25 protein-coding genes are annotated in these 20,568 nt (G+C 68.8%); 12 read left to right on the top strand and 13 right to left on the bottom strand.

Going from position 1 to position 20,568, the window contains the following annotated elements:
• Window positions 1–56: 56 nt before the first annotated feature.
• Complete coding sequence (gene rsgA / locus DMH01_RS05275) at window positions 57–1,067, bottom strand: ribosome small subunit-dependent GTPase A (protein WP_125673950.1); 1,011 nt, start codon at window positions 1,065–1,067, stop codon at window positions 57–59.
• Window positions 1,068–1,168: 101 nt separating this feature from the next.
• Between rsgA and DMH01_RS05270 the strand changes: the two genes are divergently transcribed.
• Window positions 1,169–1,927: an SOS response-associated peptidase gene (locus DMH01_RS05270; protein ID WP_125674347.1), complete on the top strand. Its 759-nt coding sequence runs from the start codon at window positions 1,169–1,171 to the stop codon at window positions 1,925–1,927.
• On the top strand, window positions 1,924–2,532 hold the full coding sequence (locus DMH01_RS05265) for an alpha/beta family hydrolase (RefSeq protein ID WP_125673949.1): 609 nt from the start codon (window positions 1,924–1,926) through the stop codon (window positions 2,530–2,532). Before DMH01_RS05270 ends, DMH01_RS05265 begins: the two co-directional genes overlap by 4 nt.
• Here DMH01_RS05265 and DMH01_RS05260 read toward each other — a convergent pair.
• Window positions 2,482–3,045: a hypothetical protein gene (locus DMH01_RS05260; RefSeq protein WP_125673948.1), complete on the bottom strand. Its 564-nt coding sequence runs from the start codon at window positions 3,043–3,045 to the stop codon at window positions 2,482–2,484. The genes DMH01_RS05265 and DMH01_RS05260 overlap by 51 nt on opposite strands.
• A 105-nt stretch (window positions 3,046–3,150) precedes the next feature.
• Complete coding sequence (gene ybaK / locus DMH01_RS05255) at window positions 3,151–3,627, bottom strand: Cys-tRNA(Pro) deacylase (protein ID WP_125673947.1); 477 nt, start codon at window positions 3,625–3,627, stop codon at window positions 3,151–3,153.
• Between the two features lie 190 nt (window positions 3,628–3,817).
• Between ybaK and DMH01_RS05250 the strand changes: the two genes are divergently transcribed.
• Together DMH01_RS05250 and rsrA are read left to right on the top strand one after the other, a co-directional pair.
• Window positions 3,818–4,456: a sigma-70 family RNA polymerase sigma factor gene (locus DMH01_RS05250; RefSeq protein WP_026466946.1), complete on the top strand. Its 639-nt coding sequence runs from the start codon at window positions 3,818–3,820 to the stop codon at window positions 4,454–4,456.
• Complete coding sequence (gene rsrA / locus DMH01_RS05245) at window positions 4,453–4,776, top strand: mycothiol system anti-sigma-R factor (protein ID WP_034305173.1); 324 nt, start codon at window positions 4,453–4,455, stop codon at window positions 4,774–4,776. The genes DMH01_RS05250 and rsrA overlap by 4 nt, the downstream gene beginning before the upstream one ends.
• A 69-nt stretch (window positions 4,777–4,845) precedes the next feature.
• On the opposite strand, the gene DMH01_RS43650 is transcribed toward rsrA, so the two are convergent.
• On the bottom strand, window positions 4,846–4,920 hold the full coding sequence (locus DMH01_RS43650) for a 50S ribosomal protein bL37 (RefSeq protein ID WP_369299112.1): 75 nt from the start codon (window positions 4,918–4,920) through the stop codon (window positions 4,846–4,848).
• 106 nt (window positions 4,921–5,026) lie between these two features.
• Between DMH01_RS43650 and DMH01_RS05240 the strand changes: the two genes are divergently transcribed.
• The gene (locus DMH01_RS05240; protein WP_034305170.1) at window positions 5,027–6,550 is read left to right on the top strand and encodes a sensor histidine kinase; all 1,524 of its coding nucleotides are present in this window, start codon (window positions 5,027–5,029) and stop codon (window positions 6,548–6,550) included.
• 467 nt (window positions 6,551–7,017) lie between these two features.
• Here the strand turns inward: DMH01_RS05240 and DMH01_RS05235 are convergent, their stop codons facing one another.
• Window positions 7,018–7,272, bottom strand: coding sequence for a WhiB family transcriptional regulator (locus DMH01_RS05235; RefSeq protein WP_007028999.1), 255 nt, complete (start codon window positions 7,270–7,272; stop codon window positions 7,018–7,020).
• Between the two features lie 273 nt (window positions 7,273–7,545).
• Complete coding sequence (locus DMH01_RS05230; RefSeq protein WP_125673946.1) at window positions 7,546–8,472, bottom strand: diacylglycerol kinase family protein; 927 nt, start codon at window positions 8,470–8,472, stop codon at window positions 7,546–7,548.
• A 245-nt stretch (window positions 8,473–8,717) separates the two neighbouring features.
• On the opposite strand from DMH01_RS05230, the gene DMH01_RS05225 reads away from it, so the two are divergent.
• A complete protein-coding gene (locus DMH01_RS05225) occupies window positions 8,718–9,254 on the top strand; it encodes a hypothetical protein (protein ID WP_125673945.1) in 537 nt (178 codons plus the stop codon).
• Here the strand turns inward: DMH01_RS05225 and DMH01_RS05220 are convergent.
• Both DMH01_RS05220 and DMH01_RS05215 read right to left on the bottom strand, forming a co-directional pair.
• Complete coding sequence (locus tag DMH01_RS05220; RefSeq protein ID WP_125673944.1) at window positions 9,251–9,730, bottom strand: GNAT family N-acetyltransferase; 480 nt, start codon at window positions 9,728–9,730, stop codon at window positions 9,251–9,253. The genes DMH01_RS05225 and DMH01_RS05220 overlap by 4 nt on opposite strands.
• The gene (locus DMH01_RS05215; RefSeq protein WP_125673943.1) at window positions 9,730–10,323 is read right to left on the bottom strand and encodes an acid phosphatase; all 594 of its coding nucleotides are present in this window, start codon (window positions 10,321–10,323) and stop codon (window positions 9,730–9,732) included. Before DMH01_RS05215 ends, DMH01_RS05220 begins: the two co-directional genes overlap by 1 nt.
• Window positions 10,324–10,385: 62 nt before the next feature.
• On the opposite strand from DMH01_RS05215, the gene DMH01_RS05210 reads away from it, so the two are divergent.
• Entirely contained in the window at window positions 10,386–10,856 is a 471-nt protein-coding gene (locus DMH01_RS05210) for a hotdog fold domain-containing protein (protein ID WP_125673942.1), read from the top strand.
• 82 nt (window positions 10,857–10,938) lie between these two features.
• Here DMH01_RS05210 and DMH01_RS43510 read toward each other — a convergent pair whose 3' ends face one another.
• Window positions 10,939–11,070: a hypothetical protein gene (locus tag DMH01_RS43510; RefSeq protein ID WP_255432000.1), complete on the bottom strand. Its 132-nt coding sequence runs from the start codon at window positions 11,068–11,070 to the stop codon at window positions 10,939–10,941.
• 46 nt (window positions 11,071–11,116) lie between these two features.
• A complete protein-coding gene (locus DMH01_RS05205; RefSeq protein ID WP_125673941.1) occupies window positions 11,117–11,794 on the bottom strand; it encodes a hypothetical protein in 678 nt (225 codons plus the stop codon).
• Window positions 11,795–11,962: 168 nt separating this feature from the next.
• Between DMH01_RS05205 and DMH01_RS05200 the strand changes: the two genes are divergently transcribed.
• Entirely contained in the window at window positions 11,963–13,570 is a 1,608-nt protein-coding gene (locus tag DMH01_RS05200; RefSeq protein WP_125673940.1) for a GMC oxidoreductase, read from the top strand.
• 1 nt (window position 13,571) lies between these two features.
• Here the strand turns inward: DMH01_RS05200 and DMH01_RS05195 are convergent, their stop codons facing one another.
• Window positions 13,572–14,177: a dTDP-4-dehydrorhamnose 3,5-epimerase family protein gene (locus DMH01_RS05195; protein WP_125673939.1), complete on the bottom strand. Its 606-nt coding sequence runs from the start codon at window positions 14,175–14,177 to the stop codon at window positions 13,572–13,574.
• 377 nt (window positions 14,178–14,554) lie between these two features.
• On the opposite strand from DMH01_RS05195, the gene DMH01_RS05190 reads away from it, so the two are divergent.
• Window positions 14,555–15,730: an NADP-dependent malic enzyme gene (locus DMH01_RS05190; RefSeq protein WP_125673938.1), complete on the top strand. Its 1,176-nt coding sequence runs from the start codon at window positions 14,555–14,557 to the stop codon at window positions 15,728–15,730.
• Window positions 15,731–15,826: 96 nt separating this feature from the next.
• Here the strand turns inward: DMH01_RS05190 and DMH01_RS05185 are convergent, their stop codons facing one another.
• Entirely contained in the window at window positions 15,827–16,570 is a 744-nt protein-coding gene (locus DMH01_RS05185) for a DUF4190 domain-containing protein (RefSeq protein ID WP_125673937.1), read from the bottom strand.
• Window positions 16,571–16,613: 43 nt separating this feature from the next.
• Window positions 16,614–18,017, bottom strand: a complete 1,404-nt coding sequence (locus tag DMH01_RS05180; RefSeq protein ID WP_125673936.1) for a bis-aminopropyl spermidine synthase family protein — start codon at window positions 18,015–18,017, stop codon at window positions 16,614–16,616.
• Window positions 18,018–18,108: 91 nt separating this feature from the next.
• Here DMH01_RS05180 and DMH01_RS05175 point away from each other — a divergent pair, with 91 nt between their 5' ends.
• The 3 genes from DMH01_RS05175 to DMH01_RS05165 are packed head-to-tail and all read left to right on the top strand — an operon-like array spanning window position 18,109 to window position 20,566.
• Window positions 18,109–19,197: an ABC transporter ATP-binding protein gene (locus DMH01_RS05175; protein WP_125673935.1), complete on the top strand. Its 1,089-nt coding sequence runs from the start codon at window positions 18,109–18,111 to the stop codon at window positions 19,195–19,197.
• Complete coding sequence (locus DMH01_RS05170) at window positions 19,197–19,880, top strand: ABC transporter permease (protein ID WP_125673934.1); 684 nt, start codon at window positions 19,197–19,199, stop codon at window positions 19,878–19,880. Before DMH01_RS05175 ends, DMH01_RS05170 begins: the two co-directional genes overlap by 1 nt.
• Complete coding sequence (locus DMH01_RS05165) at window positions 19,877–20,566, top strand: ABC transporter permease (RefSeq protein WP_125673933.1); 690 nt, start codon at window positions 19,877–19,879, stop codon at window positions 20,564–20,566. Before DMH01_RS05170 ends, DMH01_RS05165 begins: the two co-directional genes overlap by 4 nt.
• Window positions 20,567–20,568: the final 2 nt, after the last annotated feature.

Below are 20,568 nucleotides of genomic sequence, written 5' to 3'. Positions count from 1 at the left end.
ACCCCTCAGAAAAGTTGATCTAATCCGAACGGGTTATCGCGCGAAGCCGAAATTAGTTACCGATCGTCGTCATGCCCAGCTCGGGAGCCCAGGAGACGCCGCAACGAGGTCAAACGCTCCTGGCTCGCGTCACCCTCGGTGACCACGTCGTCGAGGGCGCAGTCCGGGTCCGAAGGCGGCCCGAGGTGGCCGCAGCCAGAGGGACACTCCTCGGCGGCCTCGGCGAACTCCTCGAAGGCGAGCACGATGTCGTCGGCGGTCACGTGGGCCAGCCCGAAGGAGCGGATACCCGGCGTGTCGACCACCCAGCCACCGCCGGGCAGGGAGAGCGCGACCGCCGCGACGGACGTGTGCCTGCCCTTGCCGACCGCGCTGACCACGCCGGTCGCCAGTCCGGCGTCCGGCACCAGCCGGTTGACCAAAGTGGACTTCCCGACCCCGGAATGCCCGACCAGCGCGGTGACCCGGTCCTTGAGCCGCCCGGCCAGTTCGTCCGGATGCTCGTCGTGCCGGGTGACCACGGCCGGGATGTCGAGGCCCGCGTAGCCGGCGAGGAGTTCGTCCGGGCTCGCGAGGTCGGCCTTCGTCAGGCACAGGACCGGTTCGAGGCCGCCCGCGTAACAGGCGACGAGACAGCGGTCGATGAAGCCGGTGCGCGGCGGGGGATCGGCCAGCGCGGTCACGATCAGCAGTTGCTCGGCGTTGGCGACCACCACCCGTTCGAAGGGGTCGGTGTCGTCCGCGGTCCGGCGCAGCACACTGGAACGTTCGTCCACCCGGATGATGCGGGCGAGCGTGTCCGGCTTGCCGCTCACGTCGCCGACGATGCCGACGGTGTCGCCGACGACGACCGAGACCCGGCCCATCTCGCGGGCCCGCATCGCGGTGACGACCCGGTCGGGATCCGAGTCGATCGCGCAGGTCCAGCGCCCGCGGTCCTTGCCGATGACCATCGCCGTGGAGGCGTCCGCGTGCTCGGGGCGGCGTTTGCTGCGCGGCCTGGTGCCCTTGCCGGGCCGGATCCGCACGTCGGATTCGTCCAGCCTGCGCCAGTCCTTGCCAGCCAAACCGCCTCCTGCTCTTCGCATACCGCGCAACTATGATCCCATGCTGCTCGCCAACGCATCGGTAGCGTGTAACGATGGCTGTCGATCAGGGAGGTTTTCGCATGTGCGGGCGTTATGCCGCGACCAAGGACCCGGCGGCGCTGATCGACGAGTTCGCCGCGGTGGACCTGACCGAGGGCCGGGTCCGGACCGATCACAACGTGGCGCCGACCAAGGTCGTCCCCACCGTCGTCCAGCGGCATCCGCGTGACGCCGACGGCGCGGTGCTCGAAGACGAGCCCGCCGTGCGGTCGCTGCGGATGATGCGCTGGGGGCTGGTCCCGTTCTGGGCGAAGGACCCCGGCGTCGGCTCGAAGATGATCAACACGCGTGCCGAGACCGCCAAGGAGAAGCCGTCGTTCAAGAAGGCGGTTTCCGCGCGGCGTTGCCTCGTCCCCGCCGACGGCTGGTTCGAGTGGCGGCGCGACGGCAAGGAGAAGCAGCCCTTCTTCATGACCGGACCGGGTGACGAGTCGCTCGCGTTCGCCGGGATCTGGGAGACCTGGCGGCCGAAGGACGACAAGGAAGCCGACCCGCTGATCACCTTCTCCGTGATCACCACCGACTCGGTCGGCAGGCTCACCGACATCCACCACCGCATGCCGCTGCTGATGCCGCGCGAAAAGTGGGACACCTGGCTCGACCCGGATCGTGCAGACGTCACCGACCTGCTCGTCCCGCCCCCGGCGGACCTGGTCGACACGATCGAGCTGCGGCCGGTGTCCAGCCTGGTCAACAACGTCCGCAACAACGGCCCGGAGCTGCTGGACCGCGTCGAACCCGTCGCCGAAAGCTCGCTCTTCGAGCTGCCGAACTCATGACGAAGCTGGAGATCGACACCGCCTACGGCCCCGCGCGGGCCGAACTGCACTGTGCCGAGGAAGGCATCGCGGTGCTGATGCTCGGCCACGGCGCGGGCGGGGGCATCGGCGCGAAGGACCTGGTCGCGGTCACCCGCGCGGCGCAGGCGGTGGGTGTCCACGTCGCGCTCGTCGAGCAGCCGTACCGGGTGGCGGGCCGCCGGGCGCCCGCACCCGCCACCCAGCTCGACACCGCCTGGCTCACCGTGGCCGACGAGATCTCCGCGCGCTTCGACGACCTTCCGCTCGTGTTCGGCGGCCGGTCGTCCGGGGCCCGCGTCGCCTGCCGGACCGCCGCGACGGGACAGGCGGTGGCGGTGCTCTGCCTGGCCTTCCCCGAGCATCCGCCGGGGAAGCCGGAGAAGACCCGGCAGGGTGAACTGGACGCCGTAGAGGTCCCGACCCTGGTGGTGCAGGGTGACCGGGACCCGTTCGGTCTGCCCAAGGCGGGGCCGCATCACGAGATCGTGGTGCTCAAGGGCGATCACAACCTCAGCGCCGACCTCGAAGGCGTGTCACGCGCGGCCGCCGAGTGGCTGGAGCGTGTGCTGCGGCCGCTCACCTGAGAGCCGCCGCCGCGCGTAGTGGACGGTGACGGCCGCCAGCAACGGGCCCCAGAGCAGGAGCGGCGCGTAACAGGCCGCCATGACGATGCCGTAGACCGGCGAGTCTTCCCAGCTCCCCGGCCCCATCGAGGAACCGGCCTCCGCCCAGCCGAACAGTCCCTGGACACCCAGCCCGGTCAGGGCGATCGCGCCCGCGGCGGCCGGGAGGATCGCCGCGAGCGGCGGGATCCGCCGTCCGCGCAGCCCCGGTATCCAGCGCGGCCACACCTCACCCCACGGCCGGACGAGCCCGAGGGTGAGGAACGCGAGCGCTTCGGCGAGCAGGCTCAGTCCGAAGACGTAGGCCGTGCCCCAGCCCGGTATGCCGAATTCCGCCAGCCCCTGCTCGGTGAACCCGACCGGGATACTCAGGCCCATCGCGATCCGCCACAGCCCGGACGGCAACGTCACCAGCAGCGTCGCGTGGGCGGCGAGGTTCGCCCATCTCGGTACGCTGGGCAGGGTCTCGGTCATTTCGTCGCTCCCAGGAATCGTCGTTCGCTTGCCGAAGACGATTCCCGAGCGCGGCCGCGTGATCTTCCCGCTGCGGTCCGGCTCCGCTCCCTCGCGAGGGGGAGGTCAGCCGGCGATCGGCGCGACCACGGCACCGGTGAGCCGCGCCAGGTCGCCGGGCGCGAGTTCGACCTCCAGCCCGCGTCGCCCCGCCGAGCAGTGCACGGTCTCGAACTTCTCCGCCGACGAGTCGATCACCACCGGCAGCCTGCTCCGGTGCCCGAGCGGCGAGATCCCGCCGAGCACGTATCCCGTCGCGCGCTGGGCGGCGGCGGGGTCGGCCATCTTCGCCTTCTTCCCGCCCACGGCGGCCGCCAGCGCCTTCAGATCCAGCTGACCGGTGACCGGGACCACGCCGACGGTCAGTTTCCCGTCGACGTCGGCGACCAGTGTCTTGAACACGCGCGCGGGGTCGAGCCCCAGCGCTTCGACGGCTTCGAGGCCGTACGACTCCGCCCGCGGGTCGTGGTCGTAGGCGTGCAGCACGTGCGCCACTTTCTGCTTCGCCAGCAGTGCCGTCGCCGGGGTTCCCTTGCCTGCCATGGGCGGAGTCTACGAGCGCGCCGGGAATGCCCGGCCGGGCCGCACTGTTGAAAGGCACGTGTCCACCACACTCGAAGCTCCCCGAATCCTGATCCCGCGCACGCCGGGCGGCCAGGTGATCCGCCCGCGCGTAAACTCGACGACGTCTCATGCGCACAAGCGCATCGACGCCGATCGGGAAGGGAACGGTTTGCCGAGCACGCAGAATCCCGCGCCGGACACGGGCACGGACGCCGAAGAGGCGGCCGCGCGGGCCGAGCGCTTCGAGCGGGACGCGATGCCCCTGCTCGACCAGCTGTACTCGGCCGCCATGCGGATGACCCGGAACCCCGCCGACGCCGAGGACCTCGTCCAGGAGACGTACCTGAAGGCGTACGCGGCCTTCGCGTCCTTCAAGGCGGGCACCAACCTCAAGGCGTGGATGTACCGCATCCTCACGAACACCTACATCAACGGCTATCGCAAGCGTCAGCGCCAGCCGGTGCAGCAGCCCACCGAGGAGATCACCGACTGGCAGATCGCCAAGGCGGAGAGTCACACCTCCAGCGGGCTGCGCTCGGCCGAGGTCGAGGCGATGGACAACCTGCCCGACGCCGACGTCAAGGAAGCGCTGCAGAAGCTGCCCGAGGAGTTCCGCCTCGCGGTCTACCTCGCCGATGTCGAAGGTTTCGCGTACAAGGAGATCGCCGAGATCATGGACACGCCCATCGGCACCGTGATGTCCCGGCTGCACCGCGGCCGCGCCCAGCTCCGTGACCTGCTCGCCGACGTCGCCCGTGAGCGGGGCTTCATCCGCGCGGGCAAACAGCAGGAGGTGGCGGGGCGATGAGCGAGGACTACTGCGCCGGCGCGGACGACAAGGTCAGGTGCGAGGAAGCCCTCGCCGACATCTACCTGCTGCTGGACAAGGAGTGCAGCGCCGAGCGCGACGCCGCCCTGCGCAAGCACATCGAGGACTGCCCGCCGTGCCTCGAGGAATACGGCATCGACGAGCACATCAAGCAGCTCCTCGCCCGCAAGTGCGGCGGTGACCACGCGCCGGACGACCTCAAGTCCCGGCTGCGGGCCTCGATCCGCCAGACCGTGCAGACCAAGGGCGCGATCACCATCGAACGCACCGAGGTCAAGATCGAGCAGACCTTCGAGTAAGGCGACTCAGGACACACGAAGGCCCCCGTACCGGATCGGTGCGGGGGCCTTCGCCGTCTGATCGAATGATCAGGAGTTGGGCTTCTTGCCGTGGTTCGCGCCGTTCTTCTTACGGTCGCGACGCTTGCGGGCGCGCTTCGACATGTTTCACTCCTCGTCCGAGTGGCCCTCGCGGGGTGGTACGACACCGCTGGGCCAGGGTCAACCTCTCCAGTGTGTCATGCGGCCCTCACCCTGCTTGGATGGGGACGTGTCCACCCTTTCCGATCTGCTCGCGGAGAACACCGGCCTGTCCGGTGAAGCCGCGGACCATCTCCAGACCGTGGTCGCCGAATGGCAACTGCTGGCCGACCTGTCCTTCGCCGACTTCCTGCTCTGGGTCGCCGTCTCGGAGGAGCTGCAGCCGGACGGCGGCGACTACGTCTGCGTCGCCCACGCACGCCCGACGACGGCGCCGACGGCCCATCCGGAGGACGTCGTCGGCTCCCGGTTCACCGTCGACGAGCATCCGCAGCTGGCCAAGGCGAGCCGCGAGGTGCGGATCTGCCGCGAAGAGGATCCGCACTGGTACCGCGACCTGCCGATGCGCCGCGAGGCCATCCCGGTGGTGTTCGCCGGCACGGTGATCGCCGTCCTCAGCCGCGAGACCAACCTGGCGGCCTCACGGGTGCCCAGCCCGCTCGAGATCGCGTATCTCGGCAGCGCGGGCGACCTGTGCCAGATGATCGTCGACGGCACGTTCCCCAGCCCGGGTAACCAGACGGACACGCATACGAGCCCACGGGTCGGCGACGGCCTGATCCGCCTCGACCCGACCGGCACGGTGGTCTTCGCCAGCCCGAACGGGTTGTCGGCCTATCACCGGATGGGGCACGAGTCCGATCTCGTCGGGCAGCGCCTCGCGCCGCTGACCCGGTCGCTCATCCGTGACCCGTTCGACGCGACCGAGGTGTCCCACCGGATCATCGAGGCGCTCGACGGCAAGCCCAGCAGCCGCACGGAGGCGGATTCCCGGCGCGGCGCCGTCGTGCTCTTCCGTGCGCTGCCGCTGCGTCCCGCCGGGCAGGCCGCGGGCGCGCTGGTGCTGGTGCGCGACGTCACCGAGGTGAAGCGCCGTGACCGCGCTCTCCTTTCGAAGGACGCGACCATCCGCGAGATCCACCATCGTGTGAAGAACAACCTCCAGACCGTCGCCGCGCTGCTGCGGCTCCAGTCGCGCCGGACCTCCAGCGAGGAGGCGCGGCTCGCGCTCGGCGAGTCCGTGCGGCGGGTCTCGTCGATCGCGATGGTGCACGAGGCGCTGTCCATCTCGGTGGACGAGCGGGTCGATCTCGACAAGCTGCTCGACAACGTCCTCCCGATGGTCGGCGAGGTCGCGACGGCGGAATCTCAGGTCGGGCTTTCGCGCACCGGCTCGTTCGGTGTCGTCGTCGCCGAAATCGCGACGCCGTTGGTGATGGTGCTGGCCGAACTCGTCCAGAACGCCATCGAGCACGCGTTCCCCGACGGACGGCCGGGCAAGGTCGAACTCGTCGTGGAGCGCTCCGCCCGCTGGCTCGACGTCGTCATCCGCGACAACGGACGCGGGCTTCCCTCGGGTTTCTCGCTGGAACGCAGTGACGGCCTCGGGCTCCAGATCGTGCGGACACTGGTCGAGTCGGAGCTGCGCGGATCGCTGTCGATCCGCGGGTTGCGTGGGGAATCCGAGGAGACCGCCGGGCGACGGCTGGGAACCGAAGCGGCGCTGCGGATCCCCTTGTCCCGACGGCTCTGAGTCTCTGTGAGTGAACCCGCGTCCGCCATCGACGTCGGCAGGGCGCGACCTGGTCTTGCCGGTCGCGTAAGTGTGAAGGCGCCCTGCCAGCGCGATAGCGGGGCCTTCGGCCGGGGCGGGTTCACGGGTACGGCCGCTCTCCGGATGAATCTCAGCTCCGCCAACGGGTCTGGTGGACCGTCCCTTGTGATCGTCCACAAGGGACAGTCTCATCCGGACACGTTTTAGGGCCGGCGCCCGAAGAGAAGTGGCGCCGGCCCTGTAACGGTTCCGCGGGAGGACTTGGAAAAAGTCCGCTGAAGCCATACCCCCGTGAGGGCGTGTCGGCCTCGCTTGTTAAGCTCAAGTCGGGTACGTGTCACCTCGCGACGAGCGGCCATGCAGCCACTACGCCGCGGGAGTTTCCCGAAGCTTGGGGTCTTGCTCAGTTGTGAGTAATGCGATGAAGCGTGCTGAGTCCGAAAGACTCAGGCGGAGGTACGCGTGCCGATGTGCGTACGACGGCGCTTCAGGGCCCGTCGCTCGTCCTCGCTCATCCCGCCCCAAACGCCTGCGTCCTGCCCGCTGGCCAATGCCCAGGCCAAGCAGTCGGAAGCGACGGTGCAGCGGTGGCACACGGCCTTCGCCTGCGCTACCTGCGACAGAGCAGGACCGCTGGTTCCCACGGGGAAGAACAGCTCGGGGTCCTCGTCTCGGCAGGCCGCGTCGTGGCGCCAGTCCATGTTTCTGAGCTCCTTCATAACGGCGCGGTACTCCGCGCCATAGTCGTCATGGCGGTCGTTTTTTTGGGTGCTTGTGAATGCTTTCACGAAGCACCCGTTTCGACAAGGGTTTTCTGAAGATCGGTGAGTCAGCTCACCCGGCCGAGCGACGCTTCTGACCTGCGGTTTCGTTCCGAAACAGCCTTCCGAAGGGAAGGCCGATGCGGTGAGCGGAGGTTCTGCGTCGATGAGCGGCAGTTCGTACTTTGCCGCAGGCGATCAGCGGTCCGGTCGTCAGACGATTACCGTCAGTGCTCCCGGGACGCTGAAGAACTCCACCCTCTTCCGCTGGCCGACGAGGTCGCCGTCCACCTGGAAGTTTACCGGTTCAGCAGCGTCTATGCGGATCATCGGCAGGTCATCGTGACGAAGGAGACGTCGGCCGCGTTGGTTGCTCTTCGTGAGCAATGCCTGCCGTACATGCTTGAACACGGTGGGCAATCCCAGACCGTTCAACGCGAAAAGGCCCAGTCCGGTGTCGAACGAGCTGCCCGGGTTCAGGTGGACGGGACGGTTGCCCAGGTAACTCCACGGATCGGTGTTCGACACGAAAGCGGTCAGCACTTCGGTGGGCTCTTCACCCGGGATCCTGACCGTGAGCGGCGGGCGGCCGAGCGGAGGCCGCAGATGCGACGCCACCGCGGCCCTCAGGTAGAGCCCGGCGGTGGTCTGCTTGCCCCGGCGTTTGGCGACGCGGCCGACGACGTCCGCGTCCCAGCCCAGGCCGGCGTTGAAGGTGAACCAGTGGCCGTCGGCGATCCCGAGGCCGACTTCGCGGCTCCGGTCGTTCTCGATGGCGTTGAGGAGCTGATGGGTCGCTTCCACGGGATCGTGCGCGATGCCCAGCGCCCGGGCGAAGACGTTCGCCGAGCCGCCCGGCACGACACCGAGCATGGGCGCGCCCCCGACCTTCGCCGGATCGCCGTCGGCGTCCGCGAGCAGGCCGTTGACGACCTCGTTGACCGTGCCGTCGCCGCCGTGGGCGACCACCAGGTCGATCCCGTCGCGGGCGGCGGACCGCGCCACGGCCATCGCGTGGCCGCGGTAGTCGGTCTCCACCACGTCGAGTTTGACCTGGCTGGCCAGTGCGTGCGCCAGCACGTCACGGCCACCGGCGGTGGTCGAGGTGGCCTGGGGGTTCACGACGAGGATGGCACGCACATACCGCAGGGTAAGCCTCTTCGGCCCGAAGAGGGGAGCGTCAGGTGACGCGAAGCTCAATGGCCCGTGCGTCCTCGGAGCAGCACTGTATGGCCCTGTGGCGGGCGTCCCTCCTCACTGCCGGCTGGTGACAGCGCGTCGTGACAAGTGCACCCGGGCCGACCGCCCGCTCATCGACGACACTGCCAATTCTTCCCATGCGGCGGCGAGGGGAAACCGGCCGACCGGGTGGCATACGATCGAATGTGCTCACGTACGGTGACCCGCCCTGGTGGAGCACCGTGTCCGGAAGCCTGGAAGGCTGTTTCGCCGTGTCCATCGCCGACAAGCTCTCGCCCGCGCCCCGTGAAGTCCGCCTCGCCGGGGCCGTCACCGCGCTGCCGGGGCTCGCCCTGATCGTGTTCGCGATCCTGCTCCTGGTCAACGGCCAGGCCGGACCGGAGAACCTCCTGGCCGAGGTCGCCTATTACCTCGTCCTCGCCGCCGGAACGCTGGCTTGCGCGGCCGGCCTGATGATGGGGAAGACGTGGGCGAGGTCGCCCGGCGTGGTGGTCGCGCTGATCCTGGTCGGCGTCGGTTGGTACGGCGCGGGCCCGTCCGGGCAGCCGGTGTGGGGAGTGCCGCTCGCGCTGATCGGCGTCGCCGTCATCGTGCTGCTGTTCCGTCGCCCCTCGCGCGCGTGGGCGCTCGGGATGCAGGAAGGCGAGAGCGAGGAAGAAGCCGCCGAGCGCGACGGCGCCGCGGGTCGCGCGGCGCGTCGCGAACGCGAGGAGCGGGACTAGACCTGGGCGGCCAGTGCCTTCAGTGGCTCGTCGGTGAGACGGTCGACGGTCCATTCGTCCATCGGCACGGCGCCGAGGGACTTGTAGAACCCCTGTGCCGGGTTCCAGTTGAGCACTGACCATTCGAGGCGCGCGTAGCCGCGCTCGACGCAGACGGCCGCGAGAGTGGCCAGGAGCGCCTTGCCGAGGCCGGAGCCGCGCTGCTCGGGGCGGACGTAGAGGTCCTCCAGGTAGATGCCGTGCACGCCGCGCCAGGTGGAGAAATTGAGGAACCAGAGCGCGTAGCCGACGATCTCGCCGTCGACCTCGGCGACGTGCCCGAACAGTCCCGGAGCCTCGCCGAACAGTGCGACGCGCAACTGCTCGGGCGTGAGGTGGCATTCGTCCGGGGCGCGTTCGAACTCGGCGAGGTCGTAGACGAGCCGGACGACGGCGTCCACGTCTTCTTCGCGGATGCGCCGGATGCGGTCGTCCACTAGTCCTCCGTCGTGGGCAGCAGGTTGAGGTGTTCGATCTGCGGCTCGCCGCGCTCGTCGCCGAGCACGGCGACGCCGGCCGGGTCGAGTCCGAAGTGGACGCCCGCGGTCGACGGGAGGCCGATCCAGCGCGCGACCAGGACCCGGCTGAAATGCCCGTGCCCGACGAGGATCACGTCACCCTTGCCGAGCGGTTCGCGGACTCGGTCGATCAGCTTGTCCGCGCGGACGTTGACGTCCTCCGCGCTTTCGCCGCCGGGGATCGGATGTGACCAGACCGTCCAGCCGGGAACGGTCTCGCGGATCACCGGCGTGGTGACGCCCTCGTAGTCGCCGTAGTCCCATTCGGCCAGCTCTTCGGTGACCTCGTCGACGCGCAGCCCGGCCAGTTCGGCCGTCCGCAGCGCGCGGGTGCGGGGGCTGGAGAGGACGAGCGCCGGGTTGCCGCCGAGCACCGCGCGCAAGGTGCCGCCCGCCGCGCGGGCCTGCCCCTCGCCGGCGGTCGTGAGCGGGATGTCGGTGCGTCCGGTGTGCCGTCCGTTGACGGACCACTCGGTCTGGCCGTGCCGGAGGAGGAAGAGCCGATGTGCCACGTTGCGAATATAGCCTGCGGTCCGGCTATGCTACTGGTGAGTAACATGGTGAGGAGACCGTGATGGCGCAGAATCCGACCTACGCGATGTGGAACCGGCTGGCGGGCAAGCCGGTCGGCAAACAGCTGTTCTCGGCGGCGATGTGCCTGCGTGTGCCGTACTTCCGGACGGTGCTCCCGTCGGTGCGCGAACTGCGTCCCGGCCGGTGTGAGGTGACGTCCCCGAAGTGGTGGGGTGTTTACAACCACATCAAGACTTTTCACGCGATCGCGGCATGCAACCTCGCCGAGATCGCCATGGGCATGCTCGCCGAGGCGACCGTCCCGACGACGCATCGTTGGCTGCCCAAGGGGATGACGGTCGAATACGTGGCGAAGGCCGAGACGAGCCTGCGCGCGGTCGCCGAACTGCCGGAGTTGCCGGAATTCGGCGACGAGGGTTTCGAGCTTCCCGTGCCGGCGACGATCACGGACACGAACGGGAAACCCGTCGTGACCGCGACCATCACCATCTGGGTGACCAAGAAGAAGTAAGCACCTTCATGCCTGGCCCTCGCGGATGCCCTTCGCGTGACCAGACGGACGACGCGCGTGTCCAGACGGCCGACACGTGTGATCAGACGGACGGCTCGCGGCGGACCTCGGCCGTGCGGGAGTCGTCCGCCGGATCACGCGTGTCGTCCATCCAGTCACGCGTGTTGTCCACCTGATCACGCGTGTCGGCCGTTCGCGCACCGGCGGTGGGCACCTAAGGCGCGGTTCTCTCGCGCGTTTAGTCCTCTGGACGCGGGTGATCAGAGGGGCTTGAACTGCACGTAGGTCACCTGCTTGAAGGTGTTCCGCCCGCTCGGGGACGGCAGGCCGAGCAACTGGTCCGCCACCGGCGCCAGCCGGCCGCAACCGGTCGTGCGCGGCAGGGCGAGCTGCGAGTCGACGACGCCGAACTTCACCGTCGTCGGGTTCTGCGAGATCACCTCGAAGGGCACCGCGGGATCGTCCTTGACGACCGAGTGCAGCGGTTCGGCGAGCGTGCCGACCGCGCATTCCTTGGGCAGCAAGGGATGTCGCAGGGCCGCGTAGAGATCCAGTTCGCCGCGGCGCTCGTCGTTCGACTGGAAGTCCGAGTAACCGCCGTATTTCAGCTGCAGGCTCGCGCCGAAAGTGCCGCGGACCCGGGCCGGAGCGTGCCGCAGTTCGCCGAACACCTGCGCGTATTTCCCGTCCACTTCGCCTTCGGAGAACGTCAGCCGCATCTCCCCGAGCGGGATGTCCCGGTCGCCGATGGTGAGGACTCCTTGGGAGACAAAGGCTTCGCAGCGCCAGGTGCCCGGGTCGGCGTTGGCGGGCGGGGCGGGGCAGGCGGAGAAGTCGAAGTCGGGCAGCGGCGACGGTGCCGCGGAGGCCTGGCCGGGGAAGGCGAGGAGGGCGGCTGCGGACAGTGCGGCCGCGGTCGCGGCGAGAAGACGTCTCATGACCCGAAAGGGTGGTCTGCCCGGGTGGGGATCACATCGGGGAAGCCACCCAAGGGACCCCTGGAATCGCCACGTTCGAGTGAAAATAAACGGTGTTTACCCAGCTGACGCGAATCCGCTTCGGATTCGCCCTTGAAGGGGTGTCGAACAGCGGGCGATCATCGGCCCATGTCCCCACTGTCGCGCCGCGGGTTCCTCGGGTTCACCGCGCTCAACTCCGCCGCCGCTCTCGGGCTCACCACGATTTCCACCGCGCAAGCCGGGGAATCGTCCCCAGGCTTCTCGACGGCCGTGGTCGTCGGCACCGGGTACGGCGCCGCGGTGACCGCGCTCCGGCTCGGCGAAGCCGGGATTCCCACGGTCATGCTCGAAATGGGCAAACTGTGGGCCGACCCCGGGCCCGACGGCAAGATCTTCTGCGACATGCTCCGGCCGGACCGGCGGGCCGCCTGGTTCAAGGACCGCACGCAGGCCCCGCTCGCGTCGTTTCTCTGGATGGACCTGGCGAACCGGGACATCAAGCGGTACCCCGGTGTGCTCGACCGGGTGGACCACGGCGACATGTCCGTCTACGTCGGCCGTGGCGTCGGGGGCGGTTCGCTGGTCAACGGCGCGATGGCCGTGACGCCGAAGCGGTCGTACTTCGAGGAGATCCTGCCCGCCGTCGACGCGGACGAGATGTACGGAAAGTACTTCCCCCTGGCCAACCGGGCCCTCGGCGTGAACCACATCGACCCGCGCTGGTTCGAAACCTGCCGTTCCTACCGCTACGCGAGGGTTTCCCGGAAGGCCGCGACGCGGGCGGGACTCAAGACGGTGTTCGTGCCCAGCGTTTACGACTTCGAGTACATGAAACGGGAAGAAGCGGGCGCGGTGCCGAAGTCGGCCCTCGCGTCCGAGGTCATCTACGGCAACAACCACGGCAAGCGATCCCTCGACAAGACCTACCTCGCGGCCGCGCTGGGCACCGGGAACGTGACCATCAAGACGCTGCACCAGGTCCGCGGGATCACCCGGCAGACCGACGGCACGTACGTCCTGACCGTGCACGAAACCGCCGAGGACGGCGCGGTCGTCGCGAGGAAACAGTTCGGCGCGAAGTACCTGTTCCTCGGCGCCGGCAGCCTCGGTTCGACGGAACTGCTCGTGCGGGCGCGGGAAACCGGGACGCTGCCCGGGCTGAACGACGAGGTCGGCCGCGGCTGGGGTACCAACGGCAACGTGATGCTGGGCCGCGCCAACCACGCGTGGGACGTCGGTGGATCGCTGCAGTCGGGGATGCCCGCGCTCGGCATCGACGCGTGGGACGACCCGGTGAACCCGGTCTTCGCCGAGGTCGCGCCGGTGCCCGCCGGGGTCGAGACCTGGCTGAGCCTCTACCTGGCGATCACGAAGAACCCCGAACGTGGCCATTTCACCTACGACGCCGCCACCGACTCCGTGCGGCTGCGCTGGAACGCCGCGCAGGGGAAACCGTCGATCGACGCGGCGAAGTCGTTGTTCGACAAGGTCAACCGGGCGAATCGCACGATCTACCGCAGTGACCTGTTCGGGGATACGCGGTCGTTCGAGAACCGGTTCACCTATCACCCGCTGGGTGGACTGGTGCTGGGTGAGGCCACCGACCTGTACGGCCGGGTGAAGGGCTATCGGAATCTCTACGTCACCGACGGCTCGCTGATCCCGGGCAGTACCGGCGTGAACCCCTTCGTGACGATCACCGCGCTGGCGGAACGGAACGTGGAGCGGGTGTTGAGCGAAGACGTGGTGCGCTAGCTCAGTTCGCGGCCCGCAGCTTCTCGTAGTAGGCCACGCAGTCGTCGTACTGGGGCAGCAACCCCTGCTCCAGAGCCTCTTTCAGGTAGGGAGCCGTGGTGTCCTTTTCGGACACGATGGGTTCGATGTCCTGTGGCCATGGCAGCGCGAGATCGGCGTCCATCGGGTTGACGCCGTGCTCGCCCGTCGGGTTGTACGGCTCTGAGCAGAGGTACGCCATGATGGTTTCGTCTTCGAGCGCCATGAAGGCGTGGCCGAGGCCTTCGGCGATGTAGACCGCTTTGTACTCGGCGCTGTCGAGCACCACGGACGTCCATTCACCGAAAGTGGGCGAGCCGACCCGGAGGTCCACGATGACGTCCAGCATCGAACCGCTCGGGCAGTAGACGTATTTCGCCTGGCCGGGCGGGGTGTCCGCGAAATGCACACCACGGATGGAGCCGCGCCGCGAGACGCTGGTGTTGGTCTGCCCGAGGCGAAGCCGGTGCCCGACCGCTTCGACGAACGCTTCTTCCTGGTACGGCGCCACGAACAGGCCGCGGTGATCGGGGAAAACCCGCGGGGTGAACTCGAAACAGTCGGAGATGCTGAGGCGCCTGGCATGCATGACCTCAATGCTAACGAGCCCTTCCCAAACCGGATGGACGTCTTGGGAAAGGTCTCTTGAGCTGCGGAAATCCGGGCCCGTTTGTGACATCAACCGCACCAGAGGGGCACACTGGTCCGCATGCCTGTCACAATGATCTGACCGCTGCGTCCGCGGCCGTCGCCATACCCACGGCACCGATGGCCGATTGGACGCTTCGCCGACAGGCCGGCGCTACCGCGCTGGGCTGCCGTGTCGGAGGACGAGTTACCCCAGGTGGCCGGGCCATGCCCAGTTTTGGCCTGCTCACCGGCCAGTTCCCCCGCTCGCAGTCCCAGGAGAATCCCATGACCTTCGCTCGAATCGAGACTTCGCCGTCCTTAGACACGGCGGAAGCAATGACGGGAACCACGATGACCACGCCAGTGACGGACACCGAGATCTTCGAGGGCCACGAGGGCGGCAAGCTCTCCGTGGCCGCGACGCGCCCGATCTCCTCGCCCCGTGACCTCTCGGTCGCGTACACGCCTGGGGTGGCGAAGGTGAGCCGTGCGATCGCCGAGGACGCGGCCAAGGCGAAGCGGTACACGTGGGCGGACAGGCTGGTCGTGGTGGTCAGTGACGGTACGGCGGTGCTCGGCCTCGGTGACATCGGCGCGAGCGCCTCGCTGCCGGTCATGGAGGGCAAGTCGGTCCTGTTCAAGACCTTCGGCGGGCTCGACTCGATCCCGCTGGTGCTCGACACCACCGACGTCGACGAGATCATCGAGACCCTGGTCCGGCTGCGTCCGTCGTACGGCGCGGTGAACCTGGAGGACATCTCGGCGCCGCGCTGCTTCGAACTGGAGGACCGCCTCAAGGAGGTCCTCGACTGCCCGGTCATGCACGACGACCAGCACGGGACGGCGATCGTCACGCTGGCCGCGCTGCGCGGGGCGAACCAGGTCCTCGGCAAGGACATCTCCGGCCAGCGCGTGGTCGTCTCGGGAGCGGGCGCGGCCGGGGTGGCCTGCGCCAGGATCCTGCAGAACGCCGGCGTCGCCGACGTCACCGTGCTCGACTCGCGCGGCATCATCCACGAGGGTCGCGAAGGCCTGAACCCGATCAAGCAGAAGCTCGCCGAGACCACGAACACGGCCGGTCTGCGCGGCGGCCTCGGTGAGGCGCTGAAGGGTGCCGACGTCTTCCTCGGCCTGTCCGGGGCGACCATCGACGAGACCCTGCTGGCCGGGATGGCCGACGACGCGATCGTGTTCGCGCTGTCCAACCCCGACCCGGAGGTCCACCCGGTCGCGGCGTCGCGGTACGCCAAGATCGTGGCGACCGGGCGCAGCGACTTCCCGAACCAGATCAACAACGTGCTGGCGTTCCCCGGTGTCTTCCGCGGCGCGCTGGACTCCGGCGCGCGGGCGATCACGGAGAACATGAAGCTGGCCGCGGCCGAAGCGATCTTCGCCGTCGCGCAGGACGACCTCGGCCCGGACCGGATCGTCCCGAGCCCGCTGGACCCGCGGGTCGCACCCGAGGTGGCGGCGGCCGTCGCGAAGGCCGCCGAGGCCGACGGCGTGGTGTGACGGTCCCTTTCACGCTCGCTCAAGCGCTATGAAAGGCCCCTTCATTGCGAAATTTGCAATGAAGGGGCCTTTCATAGCGTGTGGGGGTTGCGCACGTCAGCCGGTAGGGATGGACAGATCGGCGCCGGGGACGAGGACGGAACCGGTCAGCTGCGAGTCGGGCGAATTGAGTGTGCAGAAGACGGTGCGCACGCCGTGCTTCCACTCGTCGCGCCCTGGCTTCCAGGTGACCAGGTCGGTGTAGACACCCTCCGCGTTGAGTCGCGGAGTGTCCACGTTCTTCGCCAGAATCCGCTGACAGTGGTTCAAGGCTTCCGCTTTCAGTTCCCCGCCACTGGGCCAGGGGCCGTCCGCCGCGGTGAAGGCCCCGATCACCTGGGTGCTGTGCGCGCGGTCGCACGGGATGAGTTCGACGCTGGTGTAGGTACCCGTGACCGCGGGCTTCTGGAAGCAATCGCCCGTTTTCAACGTGCAGATGTTGGCGTATCCGGCCGGCGGGGTCGCGCAACTCGCGCTCGGCGGGCTCGCGGTGTAGTTGTCCGGGTTCCCCATGGTGTTCCCGATCAGGGCGACCCAGCCGATGGTCCAGAACGCGGCGGCCGCGAGGCCACCGATCGCCAGGCCCCGGCCCTGCTGTTTCCCGGGACCGGTCTGACTGAGCGCCATGATGCCCAGGATGAACGCGGGGAGCAACGGCAGCACCAGGCAACCGGCCAGGCCCAGTACGAGTGTGGCGATCGCGAGGCCGCTGGTCTTGGGGCGTTGCGGCGGAGGCCCCGGCGGGTAGGCGTACCCGTACGGCTGCGCCATCGGTGTTCCGGGGCCTTGAGGTTCGTACATGGGACTGAACCTAGGAAGACCGCATGAAGTTCCGATGACACGCTCAGCCGAGTAGTTCCGCCAGCCGGTGCCGGGGCAGGTCGATCAGCCGCGCGTCCGTCAGGTCCGGCGGTACGTCGAGTGAGACGTTCGCCAGCCGCGCGTGCGCCCGGGTGAGCAGTTCTTCCTGGTGGTCGACGGCGTCCGCGACGACGATGGCGTGCCGGTTGTCCGGGGTGCTCCGCAACAGCCGCAGCTTGTACTTCGCGCCGATCAGCCCGTTCAGCGCGGCCTGCGCCTCGGCGTTCGTCAGGTCGGGATGCGAATTCGGGACCAGCAGCGCCAGTCGTCGCGCGTTGGTGCCCAGCAGGGTCCGCAGCAGCCACGGCCCGGGGTCGGCCGAAAGGTCCATCGCGACCGCGTCGCCTTCGGGGCCGGAGACGGACCAGTCGACCGGACGCGACTCGAGCGCCAGCCCGCCTTCGGTGGCGATCTCGTGCAGCTTGTCCAGTAGTGACGGCTTGGCCGCCCCGGCCGACTCCACCGACTGCGGGCCGTGCGTGTAGATCGCGGCCTTCCCCTTGCCGCCGCGGTTCTTCTTCGATTTCGCGGTCGGCTGGCAGACGTAGAGATCCGCCGCGCTCCCGATCGCCTGCGCGCCGAAGTACCGGTTGAAGTCCGGCAGGATCGCCTCGAAGGTCAGCCCGAGCGTCGCGAGTGCCCGCTGCACCTGCGCGCCCAGAGCGGGATGCCGGGGGCTGTAGCCGTACGCGAGCAGCAGTCGCCCGTCCGAGGGTTCGGTGAGCGCCTGGACCCCGCGCGCCGCGAACAAACCCATTCCTTCGGGGGTGTAAGGCGGATCACTGAACACGAGATCCATCCGCCCGCTCACCGAGGGTGGCAGGCCGACGCGCAGATCCGTGTGCAGGGTGCGGATCGACCGCTCGCCGAGTTCGTCGATGTAGGCGAGAACACGATCGTCGAGGTCGACGACGGTGAGGTCCGCGTCGGGCCGCAACGCGCGCACGGCCAGCGAAGTGAGGTCGTGGTCGCCGAGGAACAGCAGCTTCGCCGTGCCGAGGTCGTACCGCTCGTCCAGCCACAGCGCCCGGTTCAGCACCGTCTCCGGCGTCGCCTGCACGTGGTCAAGCGCGGCCAGCGGCGCGGGCACGTTCTCGACGTAGCTGGTGATGGTCTTCAGCAGGTCGGGGTCGGATTTCCGGTCCCGTGCCTCGAAGCGCGCGTACTTCTCGCGCGCGGCGGGGGTCAGCCGGAAGCGGGACTCGGCCCGCTCGAGGTCGTCGCCGAGCGCGTTCAGGACGTCTTCGACACTCCGGCGCGGCGCGGTGCTGATGCGGACCAGTTCACCGAGGTCACGCCAATCCGTCCGGAGCAGGGAAATCACCTGATGGAGCGGTCGCACGTGGACACCGTGCGCCGCCAGGACGTCATCGACGGAGGAACTCACAGCCAGCAGCCTAGTGACCCGCCCCCTGGGACACCGTGCCAACAGGGCCGATCTGGGCTACGGTTTTTCGACCAGACATGGGGAGAGACACGTGACTATCGAGTTCCGTGGCGTGACCAAGCGGTATCCGGACGGGACGGTCGCGGTCGACGACCTGAACCTCACCGTGGAGGACGGCACGATCACCGTCTTCGTCGGGCCGTCCGGCTGCGGCAAGACCACGTCGCTGCGGATGATCAACCGGATGGTGGAGCCGACTTCGGGCACGGTGCTGCTCGACGGCAAGGACGTCAGCGACGGCGACCCGGCGTTGCTGCGCCGCGGCATCGGTTACGTCATCCAGCACGCCGGCCTCTTTCCACACAGGACGGTCCTGGACAACGTCGCCACCGTGCCGCTGCTGTCCGGCTGGGACAAGGGCAAGGCGCGCAAACGCGCGGCCGAGCTGCTCGAGACCGTCGGCCTGCCCGCGGAACTCGGCAAGCGGTACCCCGCCCAGCTTTCCGGTGGCCAGCAGCAGCGCGTCGGCGTCGCCAGGGCGCTCGCGGCGGATTCGCCGGTGCTGCTGATGGACGAGCCGTTCTCCGCCGTCGACCCGATCGTCCGCGAGGAACTGCAGGACGAACTGCTGCGCCTCCAGTCTCAGCTGGGGAAGACGATCGTGTTCGTCACCCACGACATCGACGAGGCCGTGCGGCTCGGCGACAAGATCGCGGTGCTCCGCGTCGGCGGCGTGCTCGCGCAGTACGGCACGCCCTCGGACGTGTTGCGTCATCCCGTCGACGACTTCGTCGCGTCCTTCGTGGGCAAGGATCGCGGCTACCGCGGGCTTTCCTTCCTTTCGGCGGACGGGATCGTCGTCGAAGAGGTGAAGCGCGTCGAGGTCGGCAAGCCCGCCCCCGGACCGTCCGACGACTGGCAGGTCGCGGTCAACGCCGAGGGGCAGCCGCGCGGCTGGCTGCGCCCAGAGTCCACTGTGGACGGAGTGCTGGCGGAGACCGATCTCGTCGCGGGCGGATCCCTGTACGTCCAGGGGTCGCCGATCCGCGGCGCGCTCGACGCGGCGCTTTCGTCGCCCGCGAGCCTCGGTGTCGTGGTCGACGCCGACCAGAAGGTCCTCGGCGTGGTCAGAGCCCGGCAAGTCCTCGAGGTGATCGAAGCGCCGTCGCTGAGTTCCTGATGGGGGACTTCTTCGCGGAGCTCGGCCGCTACCTGGGCAGCGCCAACAACAGGTCGCAGTTCTTCGGCGACCTGCTCGACCACATCTACCTTTCGCTGGTCCCGCTGGTGCTGGGCCTGGTGATCGCGGTACTGGCGGGCTGGCTCGGCCATCGCTACCGGGCCGTGTGCAACGTCCTGCTCGTCGTGTCGAACCTGCTGTACACGATCCCGTCGCTCGCCCTGTTCGTGGTGATCCCGGGCATCATCGGTTCGAAGATCCTCGACAGCGTCAACGTCATCGTCGCGCTCACCGTCTACACCGCCGCCCTGCTCGTGCGCCCGGTGCTGGACGCGCTCGACGCCGTCCCGCCGCACGTCGTCGCCGCGGCCACGGCGATCGGCTACAAACCCGCGCGCCGCTTTCTCGCCGTCGAGCTGCCGCTCGCGGTGCCGGTGCTCGCGGCCGGCGTCCGGGTGGCGTCGGTCAGCAACATCAGCCTGGTCAGTGTCGGCGCGCTGATCGGCACCGGCGGGCTCGGCGTGCTGTTCACCGACGGCTTCCAGCGCGAGTACTTCTCGCCGATCGTCGTCGGGATCGTCGCGACCCTGCTGCTCGCGCTGATCGTGGACCTGGTGCTGGTCCAGCTTCGCAATCTCCTCACACCCTGGGACCGGGTGGCGACCACGGCGGGGGCGAAATGATCGGCGACGTCCTGAACTGGTTCGGCGACCCGGCCCACTGGCAGGGCGTGGACGGCATCCCGGCCCGGTTGCTGCAGCATCTCGGCTACACGGCGCTGGCCCTGGTCTTCGCGCTGCTCATCGCGATCCCGCTCGGCCTCTACGTCGGGCACACGGGTCGCGGCGCGGTGCTGCTGGTGAGCGGCGGCAACGCGATCCGCGCACTGCCGACGCTGGGGCTGGTGACCTTCCTGTTCCTGCTCTTCACCGAAAGCGAGCTCTCGACGATCATCGGGCTCGTGGTGCTCGCCATCCCGCCGATCCTCGCCGGGACGTACGCGGGCCTGCAGGCGACCGACCACGGCGTGGTCGACGCGGCGCAGGGCATCGGAATGACCGGCTGGCAACGGTTGTGGAAGGTCGAGGTGCCCATCTCGCTGCCGCTGGTGCTCGGCGGGGTGCGGAACTCGGTGCTGCAACTGGTGGCGACGGCCGCCGTGGCCGCCTACGTCGGGCTCGGCGGGCTCGGCCGGTTCCTGCTCGACGGACTGGCCATTTTGGACTATCCGCAGGTGGTCGCGGGCGCGGTGCTGACGACGTTGCTCGCGGTCGTGCTCGATCTCGCGCTGGCGGGTGTCCAGCGGCTGCTGGTGCCCAAGGGTGTCCGGCTGGCGCAGGCGGCGAGCGGGAAGAAGGCGAAGGCATGAGG

Origin of the sequence: Amycolatopsis sp. WAC 04182 (genome assembly GCF_003947465.1) — a bacterium.
GTDB lineage: Bacteria > Actinomycetota > Actinomycetes > Mycobacteriales > Pseudonocardiaceae > Amycolatopsis.
Note: the sequence above shows the minus strand (reverse complement) of the source record. Positions and strands in the feature narration are given on the sequence as shown.